The 24,196-nt window shown below is 70.2% G+C and carries 19 protein-coding genes; 11 read left to right on the forward strand and 8 right to left on the reverse strand.

All coding sequences use genetic code 11. The annotated features are described in order from the left end of the window. Positions 1–202 precede the first annotated feature (202 nt). Together NR798_RS45680 and NR798_RS45685 are read left to right on the forward strand one after the other, a co-directional pair. A complete protein-coding gene (locus NR798_RS45680) occupies positions 203–2,848 on the forward strand; it encodes a MopE-related protein (RefSeq protein WP_375768932.1) in 2,646 nt (881 codons plus the stop codon). A gap of 215 nt (positions 2,849–3,063) precedes the next feature. Then, positions 3,064–3,837 carry a hypothetical protein gene (locus NR798_RS45685; protein WP_375768933.1) on the forward strand — a complete coding sequence of 258 codons (774 nt, stop codon included), beginning with the start codon at positions 3,064–3,066 and terminating at the stop codon, positions 3,835–3,837. 91 nt (positions 3,838–3,928) lie between these two features. Here the strand turns inward: NR798_RS45685 and NR798_RS45690 are convergent, their stop codons facing one another. Beyond that, a complete protein-coding gene (locus NR798_RS45690) occupies positions 3,929–4,513 on the reverse strand; it encodes a superoxide dismutase (RefSeq protein ID WP_375768934.1) in 585 nt (194 codons plus the stop codon). A 129-nt stretch (positions 4,514–4,642) separates the two neighbouring features. Continuing rightward, positions 4,643–5,605 carry an AraC family transcriptional regulator gene (locus NR798_RS45695; RefSeq protein ID WP_375768935.1) on the reverse strand — a complete coding sequence of 321 codons (963 nt, stop codon included), beginning with the start codon at positions 5,603–5,605 and terminating at the stop codon, positions 4,643–4,645. A gap of 55 nt (positions 5,606–5,660) precedes the next feature. Between NR798_RS45695 and NR798_RS45700 the strand changes: the two genes are divergently transcribed. Beyond that, the gene (locus tag NR798_RS45700) at positions 5,661–6,752 is read left to right on the forward strand and encodes an alkene reductase (RefSeq protein ID WP_375768936.1); all 1,092 of its coding nucleotides are present in this window, start codon (positions 5,661–5,663) and stop codon (positions 6,750–6,752) included. Positions 6,753–6,810: 58 nt separating this feature from the next. On the opposite strand, the gene NR798_RS45705 is transcribed toward NR798_RS45700, so the two are convergent. Further along, the gene (locus tag NR798_RS45705; protein ID WP_375768937.1) at positions 6,811–8,037 is read right to left on the reverse strand and encodes a GON domain-containing protein; all 1,227 of its coding nucleotides are present in this window, start codon (positions 8,035–8,037) and stop codon (positions 6,811–6,813) included. A 167-nt stretch (positions 8,038–8,204) separates the two neighbouring features. Between NR798_RS45705 and NR798_RS45710 the strand changes: the two genes are divergently transcribed. Together NR798_RS45710 and NR798_RS45715 are read left to right on the forward strand one after the other, a co-directional pair. Further along, entirely contained in the window at positions 8,205–8,774 is a 570-nt protein-coding gene (locus NR798_RS45710) for a sigma-70 family RNA polymerase sigma factor (protein ID WP_375768938.1), read from the forward strand. After that, positions 8,738–10,375 (forward strand): serine/threonine-protein kinase, encoded by a 1,638-nt coding sequence (locus NR798_RS45715; RefSeq protein WP_375768939.1) that lies wholly within the window; start codon positions 8,738–8,740, stop codon positions 10,373–10,375. The genes NR798_RS45710 and NR798_RS45715 overlap by 37 nt, the downstream gene beginning before the upstream one ends. 102 nt (positions 10,376–10,477) lie before the next feature. On the opposite strand, the gene NR798_RS45720 is transcribed toward NR798_RS45715, so the two are convergent. Continuing rightward, positions 10,478–12,202, reverse strand: a complete 1,725-nt coding sequence (locus NR798_RS45720; RefSeq protein ID WP_375768940.1) for a lamin tail domain-containing protein — start codon at positions 12,200–12,202, stop codon at positions 10,478–10,480. A 291-nt stretch (positions 12,203–12,493) separates the two neighbouring features. Between NR798_RS45720 and dgt the strand changes: the two genes are divergently transcribed. Both dgt and NR798_RS45730 read left to right on the forward strand, forming a co-directional pair. Then, positions 12,494–13,909 carry a dGTP triphosphohydrolase gene (gene dgt / locus NR798_RS45725; protein WP_375768941.1) on the forward strand — a complete coding sequence of 472 codons (1,416 nt, stop codon included), beginning with the start codon at positions 12,494–12,496 and terminating at the stop codon, positions 13,907–13,909. A gap of 28 nt (positions 13,910–13,937) precedes the next feature. After that, positions 13,938–15,017: a hypothetical protein gene (locus tag NR798_RS45730; RefSeq protein WP_375768942.1), complete on the forward strand. Its 1,080-nt coding sequence runs from the start codon at positions 13,938–13,940 to the stop codon at positions 15,015–15,017. 7 nt (positions 15,018–15,024) lie between these two features. Here NR798_RS45730 and NR798_RS45735 read toward each other — a convergent pair whose 3' ends face one another. Beyond that, positions 15,025–15,825 (reverse strand): hypothetical protein, encoded by an 801-nt coding sequence (locus tag NR798_RS45735; RefSeq protein WP_375768943.1) that lies wholly within the window; start codon positions 15,823–15,825, stop codon positions 15,025–15,027. 192 nt (positions 15,826–16,017) lie between these two features. Here NR798_RS45735 and NR798_RS45740 point away from each other — a divergent pair, with 192 nt between their 5' ends. Continuing rightward, positions 16,018–17,340, forward strand: coding sequence for a hypothetical protein (locus NR798_RS45740; protein ID WP_375768944.1), 1,323 nt, complete (start codon positions 16,018–16,020; stop codon positions 17,338–17,340). Between the two features lie 3 nt (positions 17,341–17,343). Here the strand turns inward: NR798_RS45740 and NR798_RS45745 are convergent, their stop codons facing one another. After that, positions 17,344–18,222: a hypothetical protein gene (locus NR798_RS45745; protein ID WP_375768945.1), complete on the reverse strand. Its 879-nt coding sequence runs from the start codon at positions 18,220–18,222 to the stop codon at positions 17,344–17,346. Positions 18,223–18,431: 209 nt separating this feature from the next. Between NR798_RS45745 and NR798_RS45750 the strand changes: the two genes are divergently transcribed. The 3 genes from NR798_RS45750 (at position 18,432) to NR798_RS45760 (ending at position 20,299) form a co-directional block, all read left to right on the forward strand. Further along, the gene (locus NR798_RS45750; RefSeq protein WP_375768946.1) at positions 18,432–19,034 is read left to right on the forward strand and encodes an RNA polymerase sigma factor; all 603 of its coding nucleotides are present in this window, start codon (positions 18,432–18,434) and stop codon (positions 19,032–19,034) included. Beyond that, on the forward strand, positions 19,031–19,525 hold the full coding sequence (locus NR798_RS45755; protein WP_375768947.1) for an anti-sigma factor family protein: 495 nt from the start codon (positions 19,031–19,033) through the stop codon (positions 19,523–19,525). Before NR798_RS45750 ends, NR798_RS45755 begins: the two co-directional genes overlap by 4 nt. Positions 19,526–19,660: 135 nt before the next feature. Continuing rightward, positions 19,661–20,299: a DsbA family protein gene (locus NR798_RS45760; protein WP_375768948.1), complete on the forward strand. Its 639-nt coding sequence runs from the start codon at positions 19,661–19,663 to the stop codon at positions 20,297–20,299. 71 nt (positions 20,300–20,370) lie between these two features. On the opposite strand, the gene NR798_RS45765 is transcribed toward NR798_RS45760, so the two are convergent. Next, positions 20,371–22,188 (reverse strand): S8 family serine peptidase, encoded by a 1,818-nt coding sequence (locus NR798_RS45765; RefSeq protein ID WP_375768949.1) that lies wholly within the window; start codon positions 22,186–22,188, stop codon positions 20,371–20,373. A 180-nt stretch (positions 22,189–22,368) separates the two neighbouring features. Continuing rightward, positions 22,369–24,090 (reverse strand): FAD-dependent oxidoreductase, encoded by a 1,722-nt coding sequence (locus NR798_RS45770; protein WP_375768950.1) that lies wholly within the window; start codon positions 24,088–24,090, stop codon positions 22,369–22,371. Between the last annotated feature and the right edge of the window lie 106 nt (positions 24,091–24,196).

The following is a 24,196-nucleotide window of genomic DNA, read 5'->3' on the forward strand; positions in this document are numbered from 1 at the left end:
TCTGGGGCAGCCCAGCGGCTCACGCGCGCCTGGATAAAAACTGGCACCCCCCGTATTTTATAAACGCACTGATTGTGAAGATTGGCAAATTCATATCTTCGCCACTGACGAGAGAGGAAAATCACCCCGAGGCAGTTATCTTTCACAGAGGGTGAACGGCCTGTAGCTTGCGCGCGGATTTTCTCGAAGCAGGGAGTGCGCAATGCAAAGGAAGTGGTCGTGTGTCTGGATGGTGTGGGCGGTGCTTTGGGGCGTGGGGGTGACAGGTTGTGGGGGGACGGACGCCGAAGGTGACATGCTCGAGGCGAGGAGCGAGCCCACCGTGGCCACCGCGCTCGTCACCAGCAGCCCCGCGACGAAGGCCATCTCCGCCGGCAACTCGCACTCCCTGGCCCTGCGGACGGACGGCTCGGTGTGGGCGTGGGGACTGAACTCGGAGGGGCAGCTCGGAAACGGGACGCTGACCCTCAGCAACCTCCCGGTGAGCGTGACGGGGCTTCCCGTCATCAAGGCGATCGCCGCGGGCAGGAACCACTCGCTCGCGCTCGGGGTGGACGGCACCGTCTGGGCCTGGGGACAGAACAGCTCGGGCCAGCTGGGTGATGGAACGACGACCCGCCGCCTGCTCCCCGTGTCCGTGACCATTCCGGGAGGCGCCGTGGCCATCGCCGGTGGCCTGAACCACTCGCTGGCCATTGCCGCCGATGGCAGTGTCTACGCGTGGGGCACCAACACCTATGGCCAACTCGGCGATGGGACGACGACCCTCCGGTTGACGCCAGTCCGCCTCAGCCTGCCTGGCGGCATCGCGGCCATTTCGGCGGGGTGGTACCACTCGATGGCCCTGGGGACGGACGGCCGTGTGTGGACGTGGGGCCGCAACCTCAATGGGCAAATCGGCAACGGGAGCGCCTCGAGCACCAACCAGCTCTCGCCCTACCCCGTGAGCCTGGCGCGCGGAGCCACCGCCATCGCGGCCGGAGCCAACCACTCGTTGGTGCTGCTCTCCGACCAGAGCGCGGTGGCGTGGGGACAGAACACCAATGGACAGCTGGGCAACGGGACGACCGCCACGGCGCAGAGCACGCCCGTGACGGTTGGACTCGCGGGGGCCGTGACCGCCATCGCCACGGGAGGCAACTTCTCGCTGGCCATCGACTCCACCGGGGCGGCCTGGGGCTGGGGACAGAACAGCTCGGGCCAGCTCGGCGACGGGACGACGGCCCAGCGCACCAGCCCGGTGCGAGTGGAGGGGTTGGCCAATGCACTGGCGCTCTCCGCGGGACTCTTCCACTCCCTGGCGCTGCGCCCCGGCTGCCCTTTCTGGGCCTGGGGGATGAACACCTCGGGGCAACTGGGTGATGGCACGCTGACCAACCGGCTCACGACGACCCAGACGCAGCTGCTGAACATCTACTTCTACGATCTCGAGGGCGATGGCTATGGCGGCGAGCTGCTTCCCTCCGAGGAGGCCTGCGAGCCTCCCGGCACCGAGTACGTGGAGAATGACCTGGACTGCGATGACTTCGATCCCGCGATCAACCCCGGGGCCGAGGAGGTGTGCGATGGCCTGGACAACAACTGCAACGGCGCCGTCGACGAGGCCGCGGGCAGCACCTGGTACCGCGACGCGGATGGAGACACCTATGGCAATGCGGCGGTGAGCACCCTGGCCTGCGTGCAGCCTTCGGGCTACGTGTCCAACTCCAGCGATTGTGATGACAGCAAGGCCAGCGTGAAGCCTGGCGCCACCGAGGTGTGCGATGGCCTGGACAACAACTGCAACGGCGCCGTCGACGAGGCCACGGGCAGCACCTGGTACCGCGACGCGGATGGAGACACCTATGGCAATGCGGCGGTGAGCACCCTGGCGTGCTCGGCACCGGCCGGCTACGTGTCCAACTCCAGCGACTGTGATGACAGCAAGGCCAGCGTGAAGCCTGGCGCCACCGAGGTGTGCGATGGCCTGGACAACAACTGCAACGGCTCCATCGACGAGGCCGCGGGCAGCACCTGGTACCGTGACGCGGATGGAGACACCTATGGCAATGCGTCGGTGAACACCTTGGCGTGCTCGGCACCGGCTGGCTACGTGTCCAGCGCCAGTGATTGCAACGACACCAACGCCAGCGTGAAGCCCGGTGCCCCCGAGGTGTGCAACGGGGTGGATGACAACTGCAACGGCTCCATCGACGAGGGGGTGGCAAAGACCACCTGGTACCGCGACGCGGATGGGGACGGGCGCGGCAATCCCTCGGTGAGCACCCTGGCGTGCTCGGCACCGGCCGGCTACGTGTCCGACTCCTCCGACTGCAACGATGCCAACTCCACGCTGCCTCGCGCCTTCGTCCAGGATTACGATGGGGACGGGTATGGGGATGTTTGGGCGATAAGCCCCCTCCCCTTTGGATGCACTCCGCCCGCGGGCTACTCCGCCACGTCCAATGACTGCAACGACGGGAACAGCTCCGTGAATCCCGGAGCCGCGGAGGTGTGCGACGGGGTGGACAACAACTGCAGTGGCTCCGTCGACGAAGGCGGGGTCTGCGACACCTCGTGCTATGCGTATACCAGCAGTTACACGATCCCCAGTGGCGGCACGGCGACCTTCGGTTTCTCGACGTCGGGCTACATCCCCGCGGGCTCCAGGGCCTACCTGTACGGAACGAGGGATGGCGTGATGGATACGAACGGCACGGAGTCCTACGACCAGACCACGTTCTCCTTCCTCGTCCTCAACTCCCCCGGCCTCCAAGGCTACTATCAGCGGTGGATCGTCATCCGGGGACCCAACAACGCCACCCTCTGCACGACCAACGTCGTCTCCGCGTGGATGCTCGCCCCGTAATCCTTCAACACGTTGCTTGCCCCTCTCGCCGTCGGCGTGTGCGAGAGGGGCAGCGGGTGCCCTGCCAGCCGGTGGGGCGGACAAGCCGTAGAGGAGAGCGTACCCGTGAGTAGGCCCCCACCTGACGCACCGGGTACCTCCTGGAAGTAAGGCTCGGTCCATGCGAACAAGAGCACCTGGTCACCCGCCTGCGGTGAGGCCAGGGAGGAGCACGCATGGACGAGGAGAAGAAGCCCGAAGCGAGCGGCGAGGGCGCGGAGCGGGTGGGGCCGTACCTGCTTCAGGAGCAGGTGCAGCAGTCCGGCGACAGCCAGGAGGAACTCTATCTGGCCACGCACGAGACGAGCGGGGCCACCGCCCTGGTGCGCAAGCACGCCGCCGAGGAAGGCAAGGCAGCGCGGAAGGATTGGCGGGTGTTCCTCGGCTCGTGGGCCTCACGAGGCTACTCCGCCATGGAAGTGGAGCACACCGGCTGGGCCAGGGCCCAGGACAGGCAGTCGGCGGAGTCGTTGCTGCTCACGTTGGAAGGTGTGCTCGAGGAAGTGCAGCACATGGTCCGCGCCGTGTCCGGCCCCCACGAGCCCCGCCTCCGGTGGCGTCTGGGATGGGGCGTGGCGAGCGCCGTCACGGTAGGTGCCCTGCTCCTCGCGCTGGTGCGTCTGGCCCCCGTGTCCCAACCCCCGAGCGCCCTACCCGCGCCCTCGAGCCACGAGGTGCCCACGGCAGTCGAGACGTCGGACTTCAACGCGTGGCTCGCGGACACCGCTCCCCCGGGGCTACCCGTGTTCGCCCGGCCTCTGCCGAAAGAGCCCTTGAAGGGACAGAAGCGCCCCCCCTGCACTCGCTACGTCGAGACTGAGCTCGTCGGCGCCTGCTGGGCGGAGCACGCGATCAAGGCCCCGTGCCCGGAGACCCTCTTCGAGTACCAGGGCAAGTGTTACCTGCCCTCCTTCAGCGCGAAGCCGCCGCCCTCGTCGCTCGGGCAGTAAGGGGCTCAAAGGGCCAGATGACGAGGTCCCCAGCCGCACGACCGCGGATGGGGACACGGCGGGCAGGGAGCCCGCCACACGCTGAACCGGCTCAGCGTCCCTTGAGGTTCTGGGTCACGAAGTCCCAGTTCACCAGCTTCTCGAGGAACGTGTCGATGTACTTGGGACGCGCGTTGCGGAAGTCGATGTAATACGCGTGCTCCCACACGTCGATGGTCAGCAGCGCCTTCTGGCCGTGCTTGAGGGGCAGGTCCGCGTTGCCCGTCTTGGTCACCGCGAGCTTGCCCTTCTCCAGCACGAGCCAGGCCCACCCCGAGCCGAACTGCGTCGCGGCGGCGTTGGCGAACTCCTCGCGGAAGCGCTCGAACGAGCCGAAGTCGCGGGTGATGGCATCCGCGAGCTCGCCGGTGGGGCGCCCGCCCCCGTTCGGCTTCATGCAGTTCCAGTAGAAGGTGTGGTTCCACACCTGGGCGGCGTTGTTGAAGACGCCCCCGTCACTGCCGAGGATGACCTCCTCGAGCGAGCGGCTCGCCTCGGGCTTGCCCTCGAGCAGCTTGTTCAGGTTCGTCACGTACGCGGCGTGGTGCTTGCCGTGGTGGTACTCCAGCGTCTCGGCGCTGATGTGGGGGGCGAGGGCATCCTTCGCGTAGGGCAGCTCGGGCAGCGTGAACGGCATGGGATACGTCCTTTCGTGGTGGGACGGGTTCCCGCTCCGCTTACCCGCACTCCGCCCATATGTCAGCGGCCTTGCCAATATATTGGCGGATTGCCAATGCGTTGGACTGAGTTCCCCCAGGCGCCCGGTTCACCCCCGGCGGTGGTCACGCCGGTACGCGCCGGGAGCCACGCCTCCCCAGCGCTTGAAGGCCCGGTTGAACGACGCCTCGCTCTGGTAGCCGATGGACGCCGCCACCTCGCTCAGGGGCAGCTCGCTCTCGCGCAGGGCCTGGGCCGCCTTCGTCATCCGCCACCGCGCGAGGTACTCCAACGGGGGCTCTCCCACCCGCTCACTGAAGCGCGCGGCGAAGCTGGAGCGCGAGAGGGCCACCGCCGTCGCGAGGCTCTCGACGGTCCACGGCTCCGCATGCCGCTCGTGGATGAGCGCGAGGGCCTTGCGAATCCGCGGATCCGCGAGCGCGCACAGCCCGTGCGCCTGGCACGGACCCGCGGCGATGTGCGTCCGCAGGGCCTGCACCAGCAGGATGTCCGCGAGCCGGCTCATGATGACGGTCGCGCCCGGGCTGCTCGAGGCGCTCTCCGCGATGAACAGCTGCACGGCCGACGCCAGCGTGGGGGACGTCACGGCCTCGTCCGCGGGGAAGTGGAGGAGGCGCGGAAGCCCCTCGAACAACGGCGGGCGCTGCGCGGCGCCGAGCCGGAAGGCCCCCGCCACCAGCACCGTCCGGTCCCCATTGCCGCCGAGCCGGTATGTCCCGGCTCCTCCATGCCCTCGCTCGCAGGAGTCCTTCCCGAGGATGTGCAGCGGGCTTCCTTCCGCGTCCCGCAGCGAGTGCCCTCCCCCGTGCGGAAGCAGGGCCAGGTCTCCCGCCGACAGCGCGATGGCGCCCTCGACTCCCTCGACCTCCAGGCGAGCACCGCCGCGCGCGACGACGATGATGTGTGCGCCCGCCAGCTCCGGGAACTGGATGCCCCAGGGGGCGAACAGCTCCAGGCGGCCGTACACCAGGGTCGTCAGGCGCATCGAGTCCAGTACATCCGCGAGGACGTCGGTTACCCGCTCGTCCTGGGAGGCTGGACGATCGGTCAATTCTTTTGGACTCAATGCCATGGCACGTCCATAGCGACCGGGGCATTTTCCAGCCATGGCAAACCACACAAAGCTCTTCTCCCCCTTCCACCTGGGCCGGCTCGAACTGAAGAACCGCATGGTGATGGCGCCCATGACGCGCAGCCGGGCCCTCGTCGACGGCAACGTGCCCCACCCGCTGGCGCCGACCTATTACGTGCAGCGCGCCTCCGCGGGGCTCCTCATCACCGAGGCCACCCAGGTCAGCACCCAGGGCGTGGGGTACATCCGCACGCCCGGCATCCACTCGTCCGAGCAGGTGTCGGGCTGGAGGAAGGTGACGGACGCCGTGCACGCCGCGGGCGGCGTCATCTTCGCCCAGCTGTGGCACGTGGGGCGCGTGTCGCACCCGGACTTCCATGAGGGCCAGCTGCCCGTGGCGCCCTCGGCCATCCCCGTGGAGGGAGGCGAGGTCTACACCTTCAAGGGCCGGACGCGCATGGTGACGCCGCGAGCCCTAGAGACCCATGAGCTTCCCGGCATCGTCGAGCAGTTCCGCCTCGCGGCCGTGAACGCGAAGGAGGCGGGCTTCGACGGCGTCGAGCTGCACGGCAGCAACGGCTACCTGCTGGACCAGTTCCTGCGGGATGGCTCCAACCAGCGCACGGATGCGTACGGCGGCAGCATCGAGAACCGGGCGCGCTTCCCGCTGGAGGTGGCGCGGGCGGTGGTGGGCGTCTGGGGCGCCGAGCGCGTGGGCTACCGGCTCGCACCGCAGTCGTTCCCCTACGCGGGCATGTCCGACTCCACCCCGGCCGAGACGTTCTCCTATATGGCCCGCGAGCTGGGCCGCTTGGGGCTCGGCTACCTGCATGTGACCGAGGCCGTGTCGGGCAAGGGCGCCCCCAGCCCGGAGCAGCGCATCGCCCCGCTGCTGCGCAAGCTCTTCCCGGGCGCGTTCATGCTCAACGGCGGCTACGACGCGCAGACGGGAGAGGCGGCGCTCTCCCGGGGCGAGGCGGATCTCATCTCCTACGGCGTGCCCTTCCTCGCCAATCCGGACCTGGTGGAGCGCTACCGCAACGGGGCCGCGCTCAACACGCCGGACTCCGCCACCTTCTTCACCGGCGAGGAGAAGGGCTTCATCGACTACCCGGCGCTGCGCTGAGCAGACGCCATCCGGCGGCGGGTTCGGCTCCCGCCGCCGTCGTGGCCCGGAGCGCTGCCTACGGGTAGCGCACCACCATGTCTCCGGTGACGGCGGTGACGCCGCAGTGGCCGCCGCCCGTCGCATTGACGACCTGGTCATTGAAGGACCGCGTGTACCCCCCCACCGCGTCGTAGCCCGTCGTCGCCCATGCCGCCGTCACGACGAAGGGCGTCCCGCGCAGGTCCACGTTGGACTTGCCCGTCGAGGAGTAGGGCGCGACGCAGTCTCCCGCCTCGCCAAAGGCCGCGTAGTACTTGTTCCAGCTCGGGATGCCTCCGGTGCTCGTGGCGAAGCGCGTGTCGTTGATGTCCAGCTTCATGGCCACCGGATCCAACCGCACCTTGCTCCACGTGGTGGTGACCGACGTCCCCTCCACCTCCAGGTACTGCGAGAAGTTGCTGCCGGCCGCGGTCGACAGGCTCAGGTAGGTATTGCCGCTGCTGTGGCAGTACGCGGTGAAGGGCTTCGTCAGGTCCGAGTTGAGATACAGCGTGTAGTCCTGGTTCAGCGTGCCGCCCGCGGCGGCCACGGCCGCGCACGAGGGGAAACCCACGTAGCGCACCGTCAGCGCGCCGTTGACGGAGGTGACGCCGCAGTGGCCGCCGCCCGTCGCATTGACGACCTGGTCATTCGCGGACTTCGTGGCTCCACCCGCGGCGGCGTAGCCCTCCGTCTTCCACGCCGCGCTCACCGCGAAGGGCAGCCCGCGCAGGTCCACGTTGGACTTGCCCGTCGAGGAGTAGGGCGCGACGCAATCGCCCGCCTCGCCATAGGCCGCGTAGTACTTGTTCCAGCCCGGGATGCTCCCGGTGCTCGTGGCGAACTGGATGTCGTTCATGTCCAGCGTCATGGCCACCGGATCCAACCGCACCTTGCTCCACGTGGTGGTGACCGACGTCCCCTCCACCTGCAGGTACTGCGAGAAGTTGCGGCCGCTGCCCGTCGGCAGGCTCAGGTAGGTGTCACCGTCGGTGTCGCACCAGGCGATGAAGGGCTTGCGCGTGTCCCCGCCCGCGAACAGCGTGTAGGTGCGGCCCATGGGCTGCCCCGCCGCCTTCAGGTTCGCGCAGGAGTTGGCCGTCAGCGCCATGGCCTGGATGCCCACCTCGTCCACCACCTCGTCCTCCTCCTGCTGCGTCTGGGCAACGGAAGAAGGTCCACAGGCGCCGAGCAGCACGCCTCCCGCCAGCAGGCTCACGGACAGGTAACGGCGCTTGGAGTTGTCGGGATTGAAGATCGTCATTTGGGGTCCCCCTCAAGGGTGAGGAGCAGGGCTGTCCTGCTTCCTGTCCCTTCATCCGAAAGCGGCGGAAAAGACCCGACACGGCTCCGCTCATTTTTTTTCCGGGCCCTCTGGAGCCCGGGTCAAGACCTACCCGCCGCTTCGCACTTCTGCGAGATTCCCGGGCCATGGCACGCGACGTGACGCAACTCCTGGAGGACGCCAGCCGCGGTGAGGCCCGGGCCGCCGAGGAGCTGCTCCCCATCGTCTATGACGAGCTGCGCCGGGTGGCCGCGGCGCAGATGGCCCACCTGCGGCCCGGACAGACACTCCAGCCCACCGCGCTCGTGCATGACGCCTACCTCAAGCTCGTGCGGAACAGTGACCCGGGCTGGAGCGGCCGGGCCCACTTCTTCGGCGCCGCGGCCCAGGCCATGCGCGAGCTCATCATCGACCACGTGCGCCGCAAGGCCGCGCACAAGCGGGGCGGCGGACAGCCCGGCGAGGCGCTCGAAGCGGCCTTCGAGGTCGCCGCGAACGGCCTGCCCACCGAGGACGTGCTCGCCGTGGATGCCGCGCTCAAGCAGCTCGAGGCCGAGCACCCGCGCAAGGCCCAGGTCGTGCTCATGCGTTACTTCGGCGGCCTGTCCGAGGAGGAGATCGCCCAGGCACTCGGCGTCACCACCCGCACCATCGAGCGCGAGTGGCGTTTCGCTCGCGCTTGGTTGCACGAACGGCTCTCGGCTCCGGCGGGGTGAGCGTGGCGCTGGACGCACGAAGGGTCGCGGAGCTGTTCGACGCGCTGGTGGACCTGCCGCCGGAGGACGCGGCACGGCGGCTCGACGCGGACTGCGCGGAGGATGCCGCACTGCGGGAAGCGGTGGCGAAGCTGCTCGCCCATGACCGCGCGGCGGGAGCGGACTTCCTCGCGCATCCCCCCACGCTCGTGGCCGAGGCGATGCGGACGCGGGGGCCCTCCACGAACGCCCCCGTCCGGGAGCCCGGCCAGCTGGGGCGCTTCGCCGTGGTGCGCAAGCTGGGCGAGGGGGGCATGGGCGCGGTCTTCATGGGCCATGACGCGCTACTGGACCGGCGCGTGGCGCTCAAGCTGCTGCACCCGGACATGGTCGCGCGCGAGTGGCTCCTGCGCGAGGCCCAGGCCCTGGCGCGGCTCGCGCACCCCAACGTCGTCGCCGTCCACGAGGTGTCCGAGCACGAGGGCCAGGTCTTCGTCGCCATGGAGCTCGTGGAGGGGCAGACCCTGCGCGAGTGGCTCGCCGCCGGCAAGCGCACCGTCCCCCAGGTGCTGGCGATGCTGGTGCAGGCCGGCCGGGGGCTCGCCGCCGCGCACGAGGCCGGGCTGGTGCACCGCGACTTCAAGCCCGACAACGTGCTCGTCGGCCGGGACGGGCGCGCGCGGGTCGTCGACTTCGGCATCGCCGCGCTCGCCACGCGCCACGAGGAGGACCCGCTGCCTGGCACGGCTCCGAGTGTGCTCGCCCGCCAGCTGACCCACCGGGGCACGTTGATGGGCACGCCCGCGTACATGGCGCCCGAGCAGTTCCAGGGCGAGCGCGCCACCCCCGCGAGCGACCAGTTCGCCTTCTGCGTCACGCTGTACACCGCGGTGTACGGGGAGCCGCCCTTCGCCGGAGAGGAGCTCGCCTCGCTGTCCCGGAGCGTGCTCTCCGGTCAGCTCCGGCCTCCCCCCGCGCGCCCTGGCACGCCCGCGTGGCTCGCGCCTCTGCTGCGCCGCGGCCTCTCGCGAGAGCCCTCCGAGCGCTTCCCGTCCATGGCCGCGCTCATCACCGCGCTCGAGGAGCACCTCGCCCGGCTTCCCTCGCTGGACCCGGAAGCGGCGCGGAGGGATCGGGTGCGCATCACCGGCGTCAGCCTCCTGGTCATCCTGGGCATCGGCACCGCCATCATCGCCCGCATCGGCAGGCGCTTCCATCCGAGCCACACGGATCTCATCGTCCTGCCCCTCGTGATGATCGCCGTCTCGATCACCGTCAACGTGGTGCTCCGCGAGCAGATCGCCCGGCTCGTGAATGGCAAGCGGTTCACCCAGCTCTTCCTGGTCATCGGCCCCACGATGCTCGCGCACCGGTTGCTCGGGCTGCGCTTCGGCACCCCGCCCCTGCACATCCTCGCGGTGGACCAGTTGCTGCTCGCGGCCATCTTCGGCGTCACGGCGCTCGTCGTGGACCGGACGATGGCGGCCTTCTCCGTCATCGCGCTCGCGGGCGCCTGCATCGACGCCTATGAGCCCCGCTGGGCCGGGGCCGTGTTCGCCGCCACCTGCCTGCTCGCCCTGCCCGTGGCCATCCTCCGCTGGGCGTACCGGGAGCCGGTCTGAGCCGGGAGGGCCAGCGCCTGTCAGGGGGGAGGTTCCGGCCGCGAGGGGGAGCAACTGGTCCGACAGTCGGACCAGTTGGAACGCCGCGCGGCCGGAAGGCGCTCAGAACGCGGAGCCGTTGGCGCGCGTGCCGGGCGAGGAGCCCAGCGTCGAGAGCGAGGTGTGCAGCACGAAGCTCCCGGTGGCGCTGGCATCGGGGCCGCGGTTGGCGGACACGCCGTCGGTGCCAGCCAGCGTGCTCGGGACGGCGAACGAGTCCACGGTGGTGCTGCCCGCGTCCTTCACGGTGACGGTGTCCCCGCTGTTGCCCAGGCCCAGCGTGCCCGTGGAGGAGCCCACCGCGTTGGGCGTGCCCGCGGGGATGCCGCTGGCGGCGCCGAACACCACGATGGCCTTGCCCGCGCCGAGCACCGTGCCCGTGGCGAAGGTGTGCCGCTTCGCCGTGGAGTCCCAGAGGCTCCAGCCGCCGATGTCGATGGAGGTGCCGCCCACGTTCACCAGCTCGATGAACTCCTTGGTGACGTCGGAGCCGGGCTCGTTGACGAGGAGCTCATTGAGGATGACCCGGGCGGCGCTGGTCGCGGCCGGGGTGGTGGCCGAGGCGGTGTTGCTGGCGGCGGACTCGTTGTTGGCCGCGTCATCGGCCGTCACGCGGTAGTAGTAGGTGGTGCTCGCGGCGCGGCCGGTGTCCGAGTGGCTGGTACCGGCGACGCTCGCCACGGCCGAGAAGCTGGCGTTGTCGGTGCTGCGGTAGACGTTGTAGCTGGCCACGCCCACGTTGTCGGTGGAGGCCGTCCAGCTCAGGTTCACCTGGCTGGAGGAGACCGCCGTGGCACTCAGGCCACCTGGCGCGGTGGGCGCCGTGGTGTCGGAGCTACCGCCGCCGCCCGCGCCCGCCAGCCACGCCACCGCGTTGAGGTGGATGAGCGCGTTGTCGTACAGCGTCTCGTTCCAACCGTTATGCGTGGTGTGGCCGCAGCCGTTGGTGGCGTCCTCGGCGGGCGAGGAGTCACCGATGGCCGCGATGCGCCCCGTGCCGTCCGTGGACGTGGCGAACGTCACCCGCGAGTTGGCGCCCACGGTGCCGGTGGTCATCCACACGTGGCCCTTGGCGTTGGGGTTGGCCGTGGGGTTGAGCGTGATGGAGGTGGAGCCGAAGAGGCCCAGGCCCTTGCCCACCGTGGCCTTGCCATAGGCGCCCGCGTGGACGATGGGAGACGAGGTGTCCGTGGTGTACTTCGAGTCCGGGTTGTCGTTGAACCAGTTGTCCGGCTCGGTGTTCTCCTGGAAGTGCAGGCCCCAGGACACGCCCGTCATCAGCTCGTTGAGGATCTCCGGCGAGTCCCAGCCATCGTTGTTGCGGTCCGAGTTCCAGTGATCGGAGATGAGGAACAGGCCGCCGCCGTTCTTCACGAAGGCCTGGATGGCCGAGCGCTCCGCGGTGGTGTAGCGGAGGTTGGGCTCGGCCAGGATGAGGACCTTGTAGTTCTTGAGGTCCTGCGCGTTGGTGGTGTCCCCGTAGGTGAGGCGGCTACCGCCCGGCAGGCTCTCCACGGAGAAGCCCTTCTTCACCAGGGCCACGCCAAAGGAGGAGAAGGCACCGCCCCAGTACGTCTCGGGGGTGGTGGCGGTGATGCCGCTCTGCGCGGGCGTGGGGTAGCGCTGGGCCGTGCCGCACGAGTCCTCGTCCAGCACCCAGTCCGCGTTTCCTGCTGTCTGCGCGTGCATCGCCTCGAACAGCACCTTCGTCTGGGCCCACGCGCTGGCGGGCTCCAGCAGCCCGATGATGGGCAGGGCGAAACACAGTGACCGGAGCAGCTTCCTCATACGACGCCTCCTCGGCTGGGGGGGAAGACGGCAGGGAAGCACTTGTTTTCTCGGGCTTCAATCCAGGCAAAATTCACCTGCGGGACTGGAAAAAAATCGTGCTCGATTCGCGAATCACCGGGTCCTGGGAAGGGCGCAGCCCGTGCCGGGGTGCCCCCCACCGGGTGACGTGGGAGCCGTGAGGCATGCTGGCCTCTCGAAGGACCGCCGCCGGAGGGCCGCCGGGAAACTTGCCCCGGGGTGCCCTCACCGCAGGATGGCGCGTCCCCCACCGCCCAGCACGAGGCACCCATGAGCAATCAACGAACCGAACGGTGGCAGCAGCTCCTCTCCCCGCACCGCGTGGGGGACAAGAAGGACCGGCCCCTGCCGCAGGACCACCGGGACGAGCGGACGGCGTACGACATCGACTACGACCGCATCGTCTTCTCCAGCGCCTTCCGCAGCCTGCACGACAAGACGCAGGTGTTTCCGCTGTCCACGAGCGACTACACGCGCACGCGCCTGACGCACAGCATCGAGGCCTCGAGCGTGGGGCGCTCGCTGGGGCAGCTGGCGGGACGGTCCCTGAAGCAGCGGGACGTGCGGGTGGAGCCGCCGCACCTGGGCACCATCGTGGCGGCGGCGTGCCTGGCGCACGACATCGGCAATCCGCCCTTCGGGCACTCGGGCGAGGCGGCCATCCAGCACTGGGTGGAGAAGCGCTTCCCGCCCTACGCGCACGAGCGGGCCACGGGCCCGGGCAACCCCTTCGCCACCGAGAGCGAGCAGCAGGATCTGGTGCGCTTCGAGGGCAACGCGCAGGGCTTCCGCATCCTCACGCGGCTGCAGGCGCGCAACCGCGACGGCGGGCTGCGCTACACCGTGGCGACGGTGGGAGCCATGAGCAAGTACCCGAGGCCCTCGGTGCTGCCGGGGCGGCGCGAGAAGGACCGGGCGCGCATCTCGGAGAAGAAGTTCGGGTTCTTCCAAGAGGACGCGCAGCTGGCGCGCGAGGTGTACCGCACGCTGGGGCTCACCGAGCGCGAGCCGGACGTCTTCAGCCGCCACCCGCTCGCCTTCCTCGTCGAGGCGGCGGATGACATCTGCTACGCGCTCATCGACCTGGAGGACTCGGCGAAGCTGGGCCTCATCCCCATGGAGGAGGCCTGTTCGCTGCTGGAGAGCGTGGCGGCGCTGCAGTCGAGCTTCCATCCCCTGAAGGACAAGGTGGACTGGGAGTCGCGCCTGGGGCGGGCGCGCGCCGGGGCCATCTTCGCGCTCATCCAGGAGTGCGTGGCGGCCTTCGAGGAGCACGTGGAGGCCATGGAGGTGGGGCGCTTCGAACGGCCGCTCGTCTCGGCCCGGCCCGAGGTGCACAAGAAGCTCGAGGCCATCACCGGCATCACCCGGAAGAAGGGCTACGAGAGCGAGCGCGTGCTTCAAATCGAGGCGGCGGGCTTCAAGACGCTGGGCGGTCTGCTGGACATGTTCGCGCCGGCGGTGCTCGCGGACAGGCCGGACCGGGAGCAGAAGAAGCTGCGGCAGCTGCTCCCGCTCGAGGTCTTCCAACGGCCCGGGCCGTACCTGGAGAACCGGGACGAGGCCATCGAGCGGTTGACGCCCTACCAGCGGCTGCTGTGCGTGACGGACTACGTGTCCGCCATGACGGATGGCTTCGCGGTGGAGCTCTACCAGCGGCTCTCCGGCATCAAGCTGCCGGAGTAAGCGGGTTCTTTGTCTCTTGGAGGCGCGTGTGGGGCTGATTCGACAGTTCAAGGGCATCGTCGTCGAGGTGAAGCCGGTCTTCTCCGTGATGGAGTCGTTCTCCACGTCGCTCGAGCAGGACACCTTCGACTACGAGCAACATCAGACCGAGCTGCACAAGCTGGCGGAGCAACTGGTTCACGCGTTGTCCCAGGTGAACCTCCCAGCACTCGGCTCGGCTCTTGAACCCTTGATCCAGGCGTCCCTCCGGAGACTGGCCCGGCCCTCCAACATCGCGCGGATTCGCGCGGCCTTCCGGGACACGGGAGACCAGGCACTCGAGTTCGCCGCGAGCGTACTCACTCCGGGCCAACCCGAGCCGGGCCCGAGGGCTCCCCGCGTCCAGGAGTGCCTCGTCTATCTGGACGACCTGCACAAGCGGGTCCCGTATGCCACCTTCGCCATCATCGCCCACCTGCCCGTTTGGAAGTTCGAATTCATCAGTGACCTGTTCGAGCTCGGCTACCTGAAACGGCAGGCGCGGAACACCAAGGGCGAGAAGCGCGCGCGTGCGCTGAAGGCTCTGGCGCGGCATGTCACGGAGCACGTCCACCAGCGCTATGTGAAGGGGTTGGAGTTCGCCGAATTCATGTCGAAGGGGCGCAAACTGCCCAAGCGCCCGAACTCCTATGGCGCGGTCATCAACATCATCAAGGATTGGGACTCGCCCGCCAAACGGCTCATCCATCCCGATGCGGCCAGACTCAGGAACGCGGCCTCACACCTGGATCGGTGGGAGGTGAACGTCAAAGCCGAAACCCTGGTCATGCACGATGAACAGGACCCTTCTCACAAGCTGAACTACACCTTCGACGAGCTGTACGACGAATGCGAGCGATTGAGCGACGATGCGGCCGCGTTCGCGGAGGCGCTCCTGTCTCATGCGATGAAGTTGGTGGGCGATCTCATCGTCAACACCCAAATCCCTGAAATCCTCTTGTCGCGGCTCAGCGAGCAACCGCTTCCGCCAGCCGTCGAGGAGGAGGAGTCGAAGAAGATCGCGGCGCTGTTCGAACCGCTCAAGGCGCGTCTCGCCGCCATACGGCCCGACGAGAAGCTGCCGGAGTAATCCCCGCTCATCGTGACGGGGTCTTGGTCTTGGGGGGCGACAGCACCTCGATGCTCGTCACCGGGTTGCCGCGGGCGTAGAGGTCCGCGTTGGTGCGCACCAGGGTGCCCTCGCTGAGGTTCTTCAAGGCCACCTGCTCGCGGCCCCGGGTGACACGCACGTCCCGGGCGAGCGGCAGCGTGCTGGTGCCTCCGTCCTCCTCATCGAGCACGAGCTGCTGCGGGGAGACCGAGCGCACCCGGCCCCGGTGGATGATGGTGGCCACCGCGTAGCCTTCGTTGCTGGTGTCCGCCGCCCGGCCCACGGTGCTTCCACCGCCCACGCCCTCGGCCGTGCTGGAGCCGGCGCCGGTGGACCCTTGGGGAGCCTCGGCGTTCGTGTCGCCAACGCCCGCGGTCCCGCTCGCGCCCGTGCCCTCGCCACTTCCGCCCGTCCCCTGCCCGCTCCCCCCCGTGCCCTGGGCCTGCTGGGCCCGCGCGACCTGGACCCGCATCTGCGCGAGCTGCTGCTCGAGTCCCGCCACCTGCGCCCGCAGCCGGGCGATCTCCAACCGCTGCTGGGCCTCGACGTCCGACGATTGCTGCGTCCCTGTCCCCGTCGCCGTCCCCTGCCCGGTGGCCGTGCCGCCAGTCGTCAGCCCCTGATCGGAGCCCATCCCGTCCGATGTCCCCGTGATGCGCGAGTCCTGGGTGACATCTCCCACCGAGCCCTCGGGGTAGGGAGACTGCGCCGCTCCCTGCACGGCGCTGCACACGAGCACCAGGCCAAGCACCGCGATTCCCAAATCCCACCAGGTCGGCTTCCGCATCTACGCCGCGCTCCCTTCTTCCGGTAGAACGTTGGGCGGCGGACGTCCCCAAGCAACCGGCTCGAAGCCGGAGACACGGGACGGACGGAGCGGCTCATCGGCCGCTCTCCGAGCCTCCGAGGAGGCTCCAGGCTCACGGATGCCACCTCCGTGCGTCTGGCCAGGCCCGCGTGGCACTCGGGGGAGCAGCGCTTGTCGAACCCGCATCCATCGTCCAGCAACCCAGGTGGCCCCACTCCGGCCAGCACCGCTGAGTCCGGCGCCGAGCCCACCGCTCGCGTCACCGCGCCCCGCCCTCGCAACGTCCTGCGCGAGCCCGCCCCCTGGCTGGTGGCCGACACCTCCCGCACCCTGGACACCAACCACCGCATCACCCAGGGCTACATCCAGCTCGCCCACGCCATGCAGGAGCTGCTCGACCCGGACTACCGGCCCGGCGGGAGCAGCCGCGTCCTGTGCAACTGGTTCGCCTTCGCCCCCCACGCCTCGCTGGAGGCGGGCAAGGGAATGCTCGGCGCCTGCCTCGCCCGGGCCATCATCGACAACGCCCAGGGCGAGCCCGCTCCCTCCGTGCAGCGGGCGCTCGATCGCGGCGGCCTCTCCGGCCCGGATCGCCTCGTCGCGGAGAAGGTGGCGGGCACGCTGCGTTGGTTCGGCCTGTCGCACGACGTGGCCGCCTCCCTCGGCACGCTGCTGAGCGCGGCCAACCTCGACGTGCTCGCGGATCCCCGCACGCTGTGGATCACCACCTGGCGTCTCGCCCGCGTGCTCCATGACGCGCCGGGCGCCACGCCGCTCGACAAGGCCGAGGCGGTGGTTCGCACGCTGGAGCAGCTGCTGCTCGATGGGAACGTGGCCATCTACGGGGACATCGCCACGGCGGCGCGCGTGTATCTCGAGTGGCGCGGGCGCTCGGGCGGGAACGCGGTGAAGCCGGCCCAGGTGGTGGAGGACTTCGCGCTGGACGGAGCACAGGCCAGCGAGGCCCGGCGCGCCCGCGAGTACGCGCTCGCGCATGTGAAGGACTCGCCCCTGCCCACGGACTTCGCGAGTGTGTTGCCCGGGGTGAGCGGGCGGAGCCTGCTGGTGGCCGCCTTCGCCCTCTTCGAGGATGCGCGCCAGCAGGGCAGTGCTCCGGAGCGCGATGCGCTCATCGCCTTCGCCAACAACTACCTGGCGTGGCACGAGCAGCACAACGCCGTGCAACCGGCCTTCACGCCCTCCACCCCGCGCGAGGGCGAGGTGCCCCGTGACGCCCTCATGCACGCGATGACGCCGACGCTGCGCCTGCCGCTCGGCCCCGTGGCGTGGGAGTTCAGCGACTACACAGACGGGCAGCCGGACCGGGACCACAACCTCCTCACGTCGAAGCCCACCGAGTACAACTGGGCCGTCTTCGCGGATCGCTGGCCCGCCATCCTGGATGCCTTCGACGTGGGCTACCGGCACCAGGCGGGGCTGTGGCAGATGCCCCAGCCCCTCATCCAGTCACTCAACCTGTTGGAGCTCGACTGAGGCTCACCGCTGGGGGGTCCGCTGCGGCGGGGTCCCCCTCCGCTCCTGGCGCTGCTGCTGGCCCTGTTGCCGCTGGGGCTGCGTGACGATGTAGCGCGCGTGCTCCTCGCCGGAGATGAGCGCGAACGAGGTGCGCACCGCCGTCCCCTCGGAGATCTGCTCCACGGGGATGCGCTCGAGGTCCGGCCCCACGAACGCCCGCGTCTGGTCATCGAGCGTGAGGCGGTAGAAGGTGCCATCCGAGCTGTCGACGATGTCGATGTGCTTGCGCGTGACGTCGACCACCTTGCCGTCGAACACCGCGGTGGCCACGGCGACGGGCCCCTGAAGCTTCATGTCCTCCGGGTCCGGGCCTGGGGTGCCGGTGTCGACTCCCGGGGTAGCGCCGCCAGTGCCCCCACCGCCCGTGCCGCGCAGGGCATCCACCTCGGCCTCCAGGCGGGACACGCGCTGGCGCAGGGTCGTCAGCTCCCGCTGCATCGCCTCGGAGCCCGTGGACGCAGGCGCCTGCTGCATCGCGGACTGGCCTCCGCCTCCACTCCGGGTACTCGCGCCGCTTCCGCCGCCCACCGCGCCCGTGCCGGTTCCGCCCGTGCCCCCCATCCCCGCTCCTGCCCCACCCGTCCCGCCGCCCTGCCCGTCCCCGGTGCCCTGCACCCCGCCGCCGCCGGTGGCCGGCTGGCCCTGGGCCGTCCCGATGGACCCGGCCGACTGCTGTCCGGGCGAGCCGGGCGCCTGCTGGGCCGTCGTGTCCTGTCCCCGGTCGATGCTGCCTGCCCCCGAGGGGCTCGCCGCCGGGGCTGCTCCCGTGTTCTGCTGCGCCAGGGCCACCAGCGGGGCAGTCCCCATGAAGGCCAGCGCCATCCAGATGGCTCTCCGCATGCCGTTCTCCTCGTTGACCCCTCTCCCCGTGGCGAAAGGTGGGAATTGTTCTCGGAGGGACACACCCGGCCCCTGGCGGCACCTCGCTCCCCTGGCGGCTCCCGGGACGGGCGGGCCCGGCTCGACGCACCGGGCCAGCATGAAAGAGAACGAGCGGTGAAACTCCCGGCGGCTTCATGTCACCACGGCGCGTGAGCCACCTTTTCGCGGTGCGATTACCCCTGGTCGGCGGCGCGTCCTCGGCCGAAGACGCCGAGCGCCGGCTGCTCACGCGCGCGCGGCGGGGAGACCCGGTCGCCTTCCGGAGCCTCTTCGAGCAGCACTCGCTGGCCGTCTGGCGCTTCCTGCGAGATCTCTTCCGGGACGAGGCCGCCGCGGACGAGGCCACCCAGGAGACCTTCGTGCGGGCACACGGCAAGCTCGGGGCGCTGCGCGACGATGCGCGGCTGTCCTCGTGGCTGCTGGGGATTGCCCGCCACATCTACCTCGAGTCGCGCCGCACGCGCGGCACGCACCTGGACATCGCCTCCGAGGAGAACGAGCCGCTGCTGGAGGCGGCGCTGCCCTCGCCCACCCCGGAGGACCTGCTGTTGGACCGGGAGATGGAGGGGCTGTTGGCGGAGGCGCTCGGGGAGCTGCGCGAGGAGCGGCGCTCGGCGCTGCTGCTGCGCATCGATCATGGGCTGGCGTACGAGGACATCGCCCAGGTGATGGGCTGGTCCCTTCCCAAGGTGAAGAACGAGATACACCGTGCACGGCTGCAGCTGCGCGAGCGGCTCGCAGGGCACATTGGAAACGGAGGCCATTCATGAGCACCCCCTGCCGCGAGTCGGAGCTGGACGCGCTGCTCGCCGGAGAGCTCTCCCCGGAGGAAGCCGGGCGCGTGAGCGAGCATGCGGCCACGTGTGCCACGTGCACGCGGGCGCTGGCGTGGCTGCGCACGGAGCGAGGCTGGATGGCGCAGCGGGCCCGGCGCCTGCCGTCGCGCCCGGCGCTGAGCTTCGAGGCGCTGGAGGCCCGGCTGCGTCCGGCGCCCGCGCCGCGCCAGGCCCGCCGGGAGCCTCGGGGGCTGGTGGCGATGATGGGAGCGGCGGCGGCGGTGGCCTTCATGGCGCTGAGCATGCAGCCGGGCTCGTCCTCCTCGTCGCGCTCCGCCTTCTCCGCGGAAGAGTCGTGGAGCGAGGGGCTCGTCTCCATCGCGCAGGTGCCGGCGTGCATGGACCCGAGCGTCGATGCGGTGGCGCACGTGGAGGCGCGCTTCGGTGCGTGCCTGCTGGCGTCGCCCGCGCAGCCGCTGCCCTGAGAAATGAAGGAAGAAATGGCGCGCTGAAACCCGCGCGCCGCCCGCGTCACTCATGAGGGCCAGGGGCGAGCAGGACGAACCCGCCGCCGCCCCCTCTCCCGGGGCCTGGCCAAACCCATCCATCCGAGGTTCCTCATGAAGCGCATGCTCACCGCCGCGCTCGTCGGCGCGTTCGTGTCTGGTTTTGTCCCGGTGTCGTCCGCCAATGCCTGTGATGGCAACTGCCCCAAGGGCAAGGTGCACGAGGCCCCCGCGCCGCGAGCGGCCACGCCCCGCCGCGAGGCCCCGAGCCAGGGCCCGGCGGACGCGAAGGTGACGGTGGAGGTGTGGTCGGACTTCGAGTGCCCCTTCTGCGCGAAGGGCAGCGCCACGCTGAAGCAGCTGCGCGAGAAGTACGGGGACAAAATCCGCATCGTCTTCCGGCAGATGCCGCTGCCCTTCCACGAGCACGCGAAGCTGGCGGCGGTGGCGAGCATGGCGGCGGCGGAGCAGGGCCGCTTCTGGGAGTACCACGACGCGCTCTTCCAGCAGCCGCGGGAGCTGGACCGGGCCTCGCTGGTGAAGCTGGCCAAGAAGCTGAAGCTGGACGTGGAGCGCTTCGAGCGCGCGCTGGAGAGCGGCGCGTACGACAACTACCTCGAGGCGGAGCAGGTGGAGGCGCGCCAGCGGGGCGTGTCGGGCACACCCACCTTCTTCATCAACGACACGGCGCTGGTGGGGGCGCGCCCGGTGGAGCAGTTCACCGAGGTCATCGACGCGGCGCTCGCCCGCTGAGGCGGTGAAGCACCGGGGCGGGCGCGCCAGCAGGGGACGCGCCAGCCCCGGAGGGAGCCGGACAGCCGGGGCTACTTGCGCTCGCGGAGGGCCTGCTCCACCGCGGCCTTGGCCTGCACCAGCCCGTGGCCGTAGACGATGTCCTTGCCCGGGGTGGAGTCCGGCGACTCGGCGTCGTAGAGGTCCTTCGCGGTGCTCTCAAGGATGCGGCGCACGTCGGCGTTGGTGAGGCCGGTGTTGGCGCTCCACACCAGCGCGGCCACGGCGGAGACGTGGGGCGTGGCCATGGAGGTGCCGGAGTTGTAGGCGTAGTCGCCGCCGCGGATGCCCACGCGTACCGTCTTGCCGAACTGGGTGCGCAGGACGGCCGCGGTGGTGGTGGTCACGGCCGTCACGGGCGGCCAGGCGGCGGGGTAGCGAAGGGTGAAGCCCAGGGCCTTGTCATCGGCCGGGTCGTTGTTGCCGACGATGACGGCGCGCGCGCCCTGGGAGCGCACGTTCTTCACCTTCTCGTTGAACTGGATGTCGCCGCGGTCCACGTAGGCGACGAAGCCCTCGCAGGTGGCGCTGGCGCCCAGGCACGAGCGCAGGCCCGCGCCCAGGCCGCAGTCGACGAGCGTCCCCTCGTACTCCTCGAAGGGGACGTAGTCGAGCGCGCGCGAGGCGTAGAAGGTTCCGCCGGCCACCACGTTGGCGAAGGGCGAGCTCCCCCGCGGGAAGGTGGAGTACACGTTGGAGCCGGGAGCCACGACGCTCAGGTGCTCGCCGCCCTGCGAGTAGTCGGCGTGCTTCAGCTCTTCGGTCACCGCGCCCACCGCCACCACGGAGGGATAGGCGGCCGGGTAGATGGGGGCGTACGGGGACAGCTTCCCGCCGTTGCCGCTGGCGGCGATGGCGAGCACGCCCGCGTCCCAGCTCGCCTGGAAGGCCTCCTTCTCGGTCTCGTCATCCTGGGAGGAGCCGAGCGAGAGCGAGACGACCTTGGCGCCCTGCTCGCCGCACCACTGGAGCGCCGCGATGACGTTGGAGGTCCGGCCATCGCCGCGCTCATCGAGCACGCGGGCCACGAGCAGCCGGGCCCCCGGGGCCACTCCCACCATGCCGTTGGGGCTCAGCGAGGTGTCGTTGAGGTCCACCTGACCGCCGGAGCCGAGCTGGGCGAGGATGGTGCCGGCCACGTGGGTGCCATGGCCTCCGCCCCACTTGCCCGTGGCGTCCTTGTCCTCGGGGTTGTCGTCGCCGTCGATGAAGTCCTTGCCGCCGGCGTAGGCGGCCTTGAGCTCGGGGTGCTCGGGGTCGATGCCGCTGTCGATGACGCACACGGTGATGCCGGAGCCGTTGGGGGCGCCGGTGTCGAGCACGCCGTCCCCGTTGGGGTCCCAGACCTCGTTGGCCTGGGTCATTTGGACGGACCAGGTGTACTCGGAGGCGGGGGCCACGGCGGCGAGCAGGGCGGGCACGCGGGGCGCCAGGCCGAGCGCGTGCACGGGCCGGTCCGGGGAGATGGAGAGGACGTCGGGGTCCTGGGAGAGCCGGGCCTGCTCCTCGGCGGTGAGGGAGGCGGCCACGGTGTCGAGCGAGGGCCAGTGGTGCTTGAGGCGGGCGCCCAGCTTGCGGACCTTGTCCTCCCGCTGGCGGAGCGCGGCGGCCGAGCGCATTCCGGTCTGCTTGCGGAAGCGTACCAACATGGGCTGGGCGTCGCTGGAGGAGCTGAGCGCGGAGGTGGCGGTGCTCAGCGCGGCGTCCCTATCGGAGTGGCTCAAGTCCTCGATGACGAGCTCGGGACAGAGGGGCTGCTCCTGCGGCTCGGTGCCGCCGTCGTCGGGGGGCTCGATGAGACAACCGTTCACACCCAGGCCCAGCAGGCCCAACAGCACCAATCGCCTCATGTGTACGTCTCCTTACCCCCGTCCGGGGGATGGCACCGCCTGGCGGTACCGGGCGGAGGACAAGGGTCCGGACAACGTTTGGAGGACGGACCCATTCCGTATTGAAGCACGGTAGGTCGCCTGTTTGCTGGCCGGTAGGGCGGACGGGCGGGAGCGGGCCCGGCTGGGGGCTGGTGGACGTCAGGCGTCGGCGGGGTCGATGCCGAAGAGCCGCTCCACGTCGCGCGAGTAGTCGGCGAGCTGGCGCTCGACGGTCTCGGGGCTCCAGCCCAGCAGCGGGGCCATGTCGGCGGCGGCGAGGCGGGCGGCGGCGCGGCCCAGGTCTCTCGTCTCGAAGGCGACCTTGAGGCGGCGCACGAGCAGGTCGGACAGCGTGTGGACGAGCTCGTGGGTGACGCCGTGGACGGCCTCGGCACGGATGTAGGGAAGGCCGGAGACGAGGGGCTCGGCGAGGTGGGGCTGTTCGCGGGTGAGGCCCCACACCTGGCGCCAGCGGCCGCCGTAGGCGCGCACGAGGTGGAGGGCGGTGTCCTCGCGGCCCACGTCGTCGCGGGCGGCGGCGAGCTCGGTGTCGAAGGAGGCGATGTCCCCGCCGGGGAGCGGGAGGGAGTCGGTAGGGGCCTTGCGGTGGGGAGCGCCGAGGGCCTTCTCGACGGCGTCGACCATGTCGCGGGCCATGACGCGGTAGGTGGTGAGCTTGCCGCCGGAGATGGCGAGGACGCCGGTGGGGCTGGTGTGGATGGCGTGCTCGCGGCTGGCGCTGCCGGCGTCACCGGAGCCGGAGTAGCCGCTGGCCACGAGGGGGCGGATGCCGGCCCAGGCGCTGACGACGTCCTCGCGGGCGAGGTGGGCCTGGGGGAAGAAGCTGTTGGCGGAGGTGAGGAGGTAGTCGACGTCGGTGACGCTCGCGCGGACCTCGGAGGGGTGGGCGCGGGTGGCTGTCTCCGTGGTGCCGATGATGGTGTGGGTGCCGGCGGGGAGGATGAACATGACGCGCCCGTCGACGGGGGACAGGAGGGTGAGGGCGCAGTCGGTGGGGAGCCGGTCGCGGGGGACGGAGATGTGGACGCCCTTGGAGCCGCGGACGGAGGGGCTGCCGCCGTTGGCGGCGTCGAGCTTGCGGATCTCATCGGTCCAGGGCCCGGTGGCGTTGACGATGACGCGGGCGCGGACGGTGAGCAGCTGGCCGGAGAGGGAGTCGACGACGGTGGCGCCGCGGGCGTGGCCGTCCTGGATGGAGAGGGAGCGGACGGAGACGTGGTTGAGGACGATGGCGCCAGCCTCGGAGGCGGCGAGGGCATTGATGAAGGTGAGGCGGGCGTCGTCGGTGGCGGCGTCGTAGTAGCGGGAGCCGCCTTTGAGGCCGTCGGTGCGCAGGCCGGGGACGGTCTCGGAGACCTCGCGGGCGTTGAGGCTGCGCGAGCCCCTCACATTCCGGAAGAGGGCGAGGGCGTCATAGAGCTTGAGGCCGGCGGCGAGCTTCCAGCGAGGGATGCGGGCGCCCTGGTAGACGGGCCAGACGAAGGCGAGGGGCCGGACGAGGTGGGGGGCGAGCCGCAGGAGGCGGTAGCGCTCGATGGAGGACTCGAAGACGAGGCCGAGGTGGCCGTGCTCGAGGTAGCGGACGCCGCCGTGGATGAGGCGGGAGGAGCGGCTGGAGGTGCCGGAGGCGAAGTCCTCGCGTTCGACGAGGGCGACGCGGAGGCCGCGGAGGGAGGCATCGCGGGCGATGCCGGAGCCGGTGACGCCGCCGCCGATGACGAGGAGATCGAACTCGTTCGAGGAGAGAGCGAGGAGGCGCTCGGAGCGGGGGGCGGGGGGCCGAGGAAGAGGGAGGGAGGCGACGGCGGAGGAGTCGCGGGGGGAGACGGGGATGGAAAGGGCGGCGGATTGAGGACGCACGGCGGGAGTGTAATGGCGTGGGGAAGGGGGAGGCAGCAGGAAGCGAACGCGGTGCGTCAGAGTCAACGCCCTCTCCCTCTGGGAGAGGGTTGGGGTGAGGGAAAAC

The organism is Archangium gephyra (assembly GCF_042230915.1).
GTDB lineage: Bacteria > Myxococcota > Myxococcia > Myxococcales > Myxococcaceae > Archangium > Archangium gephyra_B.

Excerpts from the sequence above, each read along its gene's own strand:
- NR798_RS45680 (WP_375768932.1), top strand. The coding sequence starts at position 203 with ATGCAAAGGAAGTGGTCGTGTGTCTGGATGGTGTGGGCGGTGCTTTGG.
- NR798_RS45685 (WP_375768933.1), top strand. The coding sequence starts at position 3,064 with ATGGACGAGGAGAAGAAGCCCGAAGCGAGCGGCGAGGGCGCGGAGCGG.
- NR798_RS45690 (WP_375768934.1), bottom strand. The coding sequence starts at position 4,513 with ATGCCGTTCACGCTGCCCGAGCTGCCCTACGCGAAGGATGCCCTCGCC.
- NR798_RS45700 (WP_375768936.1), top strand. The coding sequence starts at position 5,661 with ATGGCAAACCACACAAAGCTCTTCTCCCCCTTCCACCTGGGCCGGCTC.
- NR798_RS45705 (WP_375768937.1), bottom strand. The coding sequence starts at position 8,037 with ATGACGATCTTCAATCCCGACAACTCCAAGCGCCGTTACCTGTCCGTG.
- NR798_RS45710 (WP_375768938.1), top strand. The coding sequence starts at position 8,205 with ATGGCACGCGACGTGACGCAACTCCTGGAGGACGCCAGCCGCGGTGAG.
- NR798_RS45720 (WP_375768940.1), bottom strand. The coding sequence starts at position 12,202 with ATGAGGAAGCTGCTCCGGTCACTGTGTTTCGCCCTGCCCATCATCGGG.
- dgt (WP_375768941.1), top strand. The coding sequence starts at position 12,494 with ATGAGCAATCAACGAACCGAACGGTGGCAGCAGCTCCTCTCCCCGCAC.
- NR798_RS45735 (WP_375768943.1), bottom strand. The coding sequence starts at position 15,825 with ATGCGGAAGCCGACCTGGTGGGATTTGGGAATCGCGGTGCTTGGCCTG.
- NR798_RS45745 (WP_375768945.1), bottom strand. The coding sequence starts at position 18,222 with ATGCGGAGAGCCATCTGGATGGCGCTGGCCTTCATGGGGACTGCCCCG.
- NR798_RS45755 (WP_375768947.1), top strand. The coding sequence starts at position 19,031 with ATGAGCACCCCCTGCCGCGAGTCGGAGCTGGACGCGCTGCTCGCCGGA.
- NR798_RS45760 (WP_375768948.1), top strand. The coding sequence starts at position 19,661 with ATGAAGCGCATGCTCACCGCCGCGCTCGTCGGCGCGTTCGTGTCTGGT.
- NR798_RS45765 (WP_375768949.1), bottom strand. The coding sequence starts at position 22,188 with ATGAGGCGATTGGTGCTGTTGGGCCTGCTGGGCCTGGGTGTGAACGGT.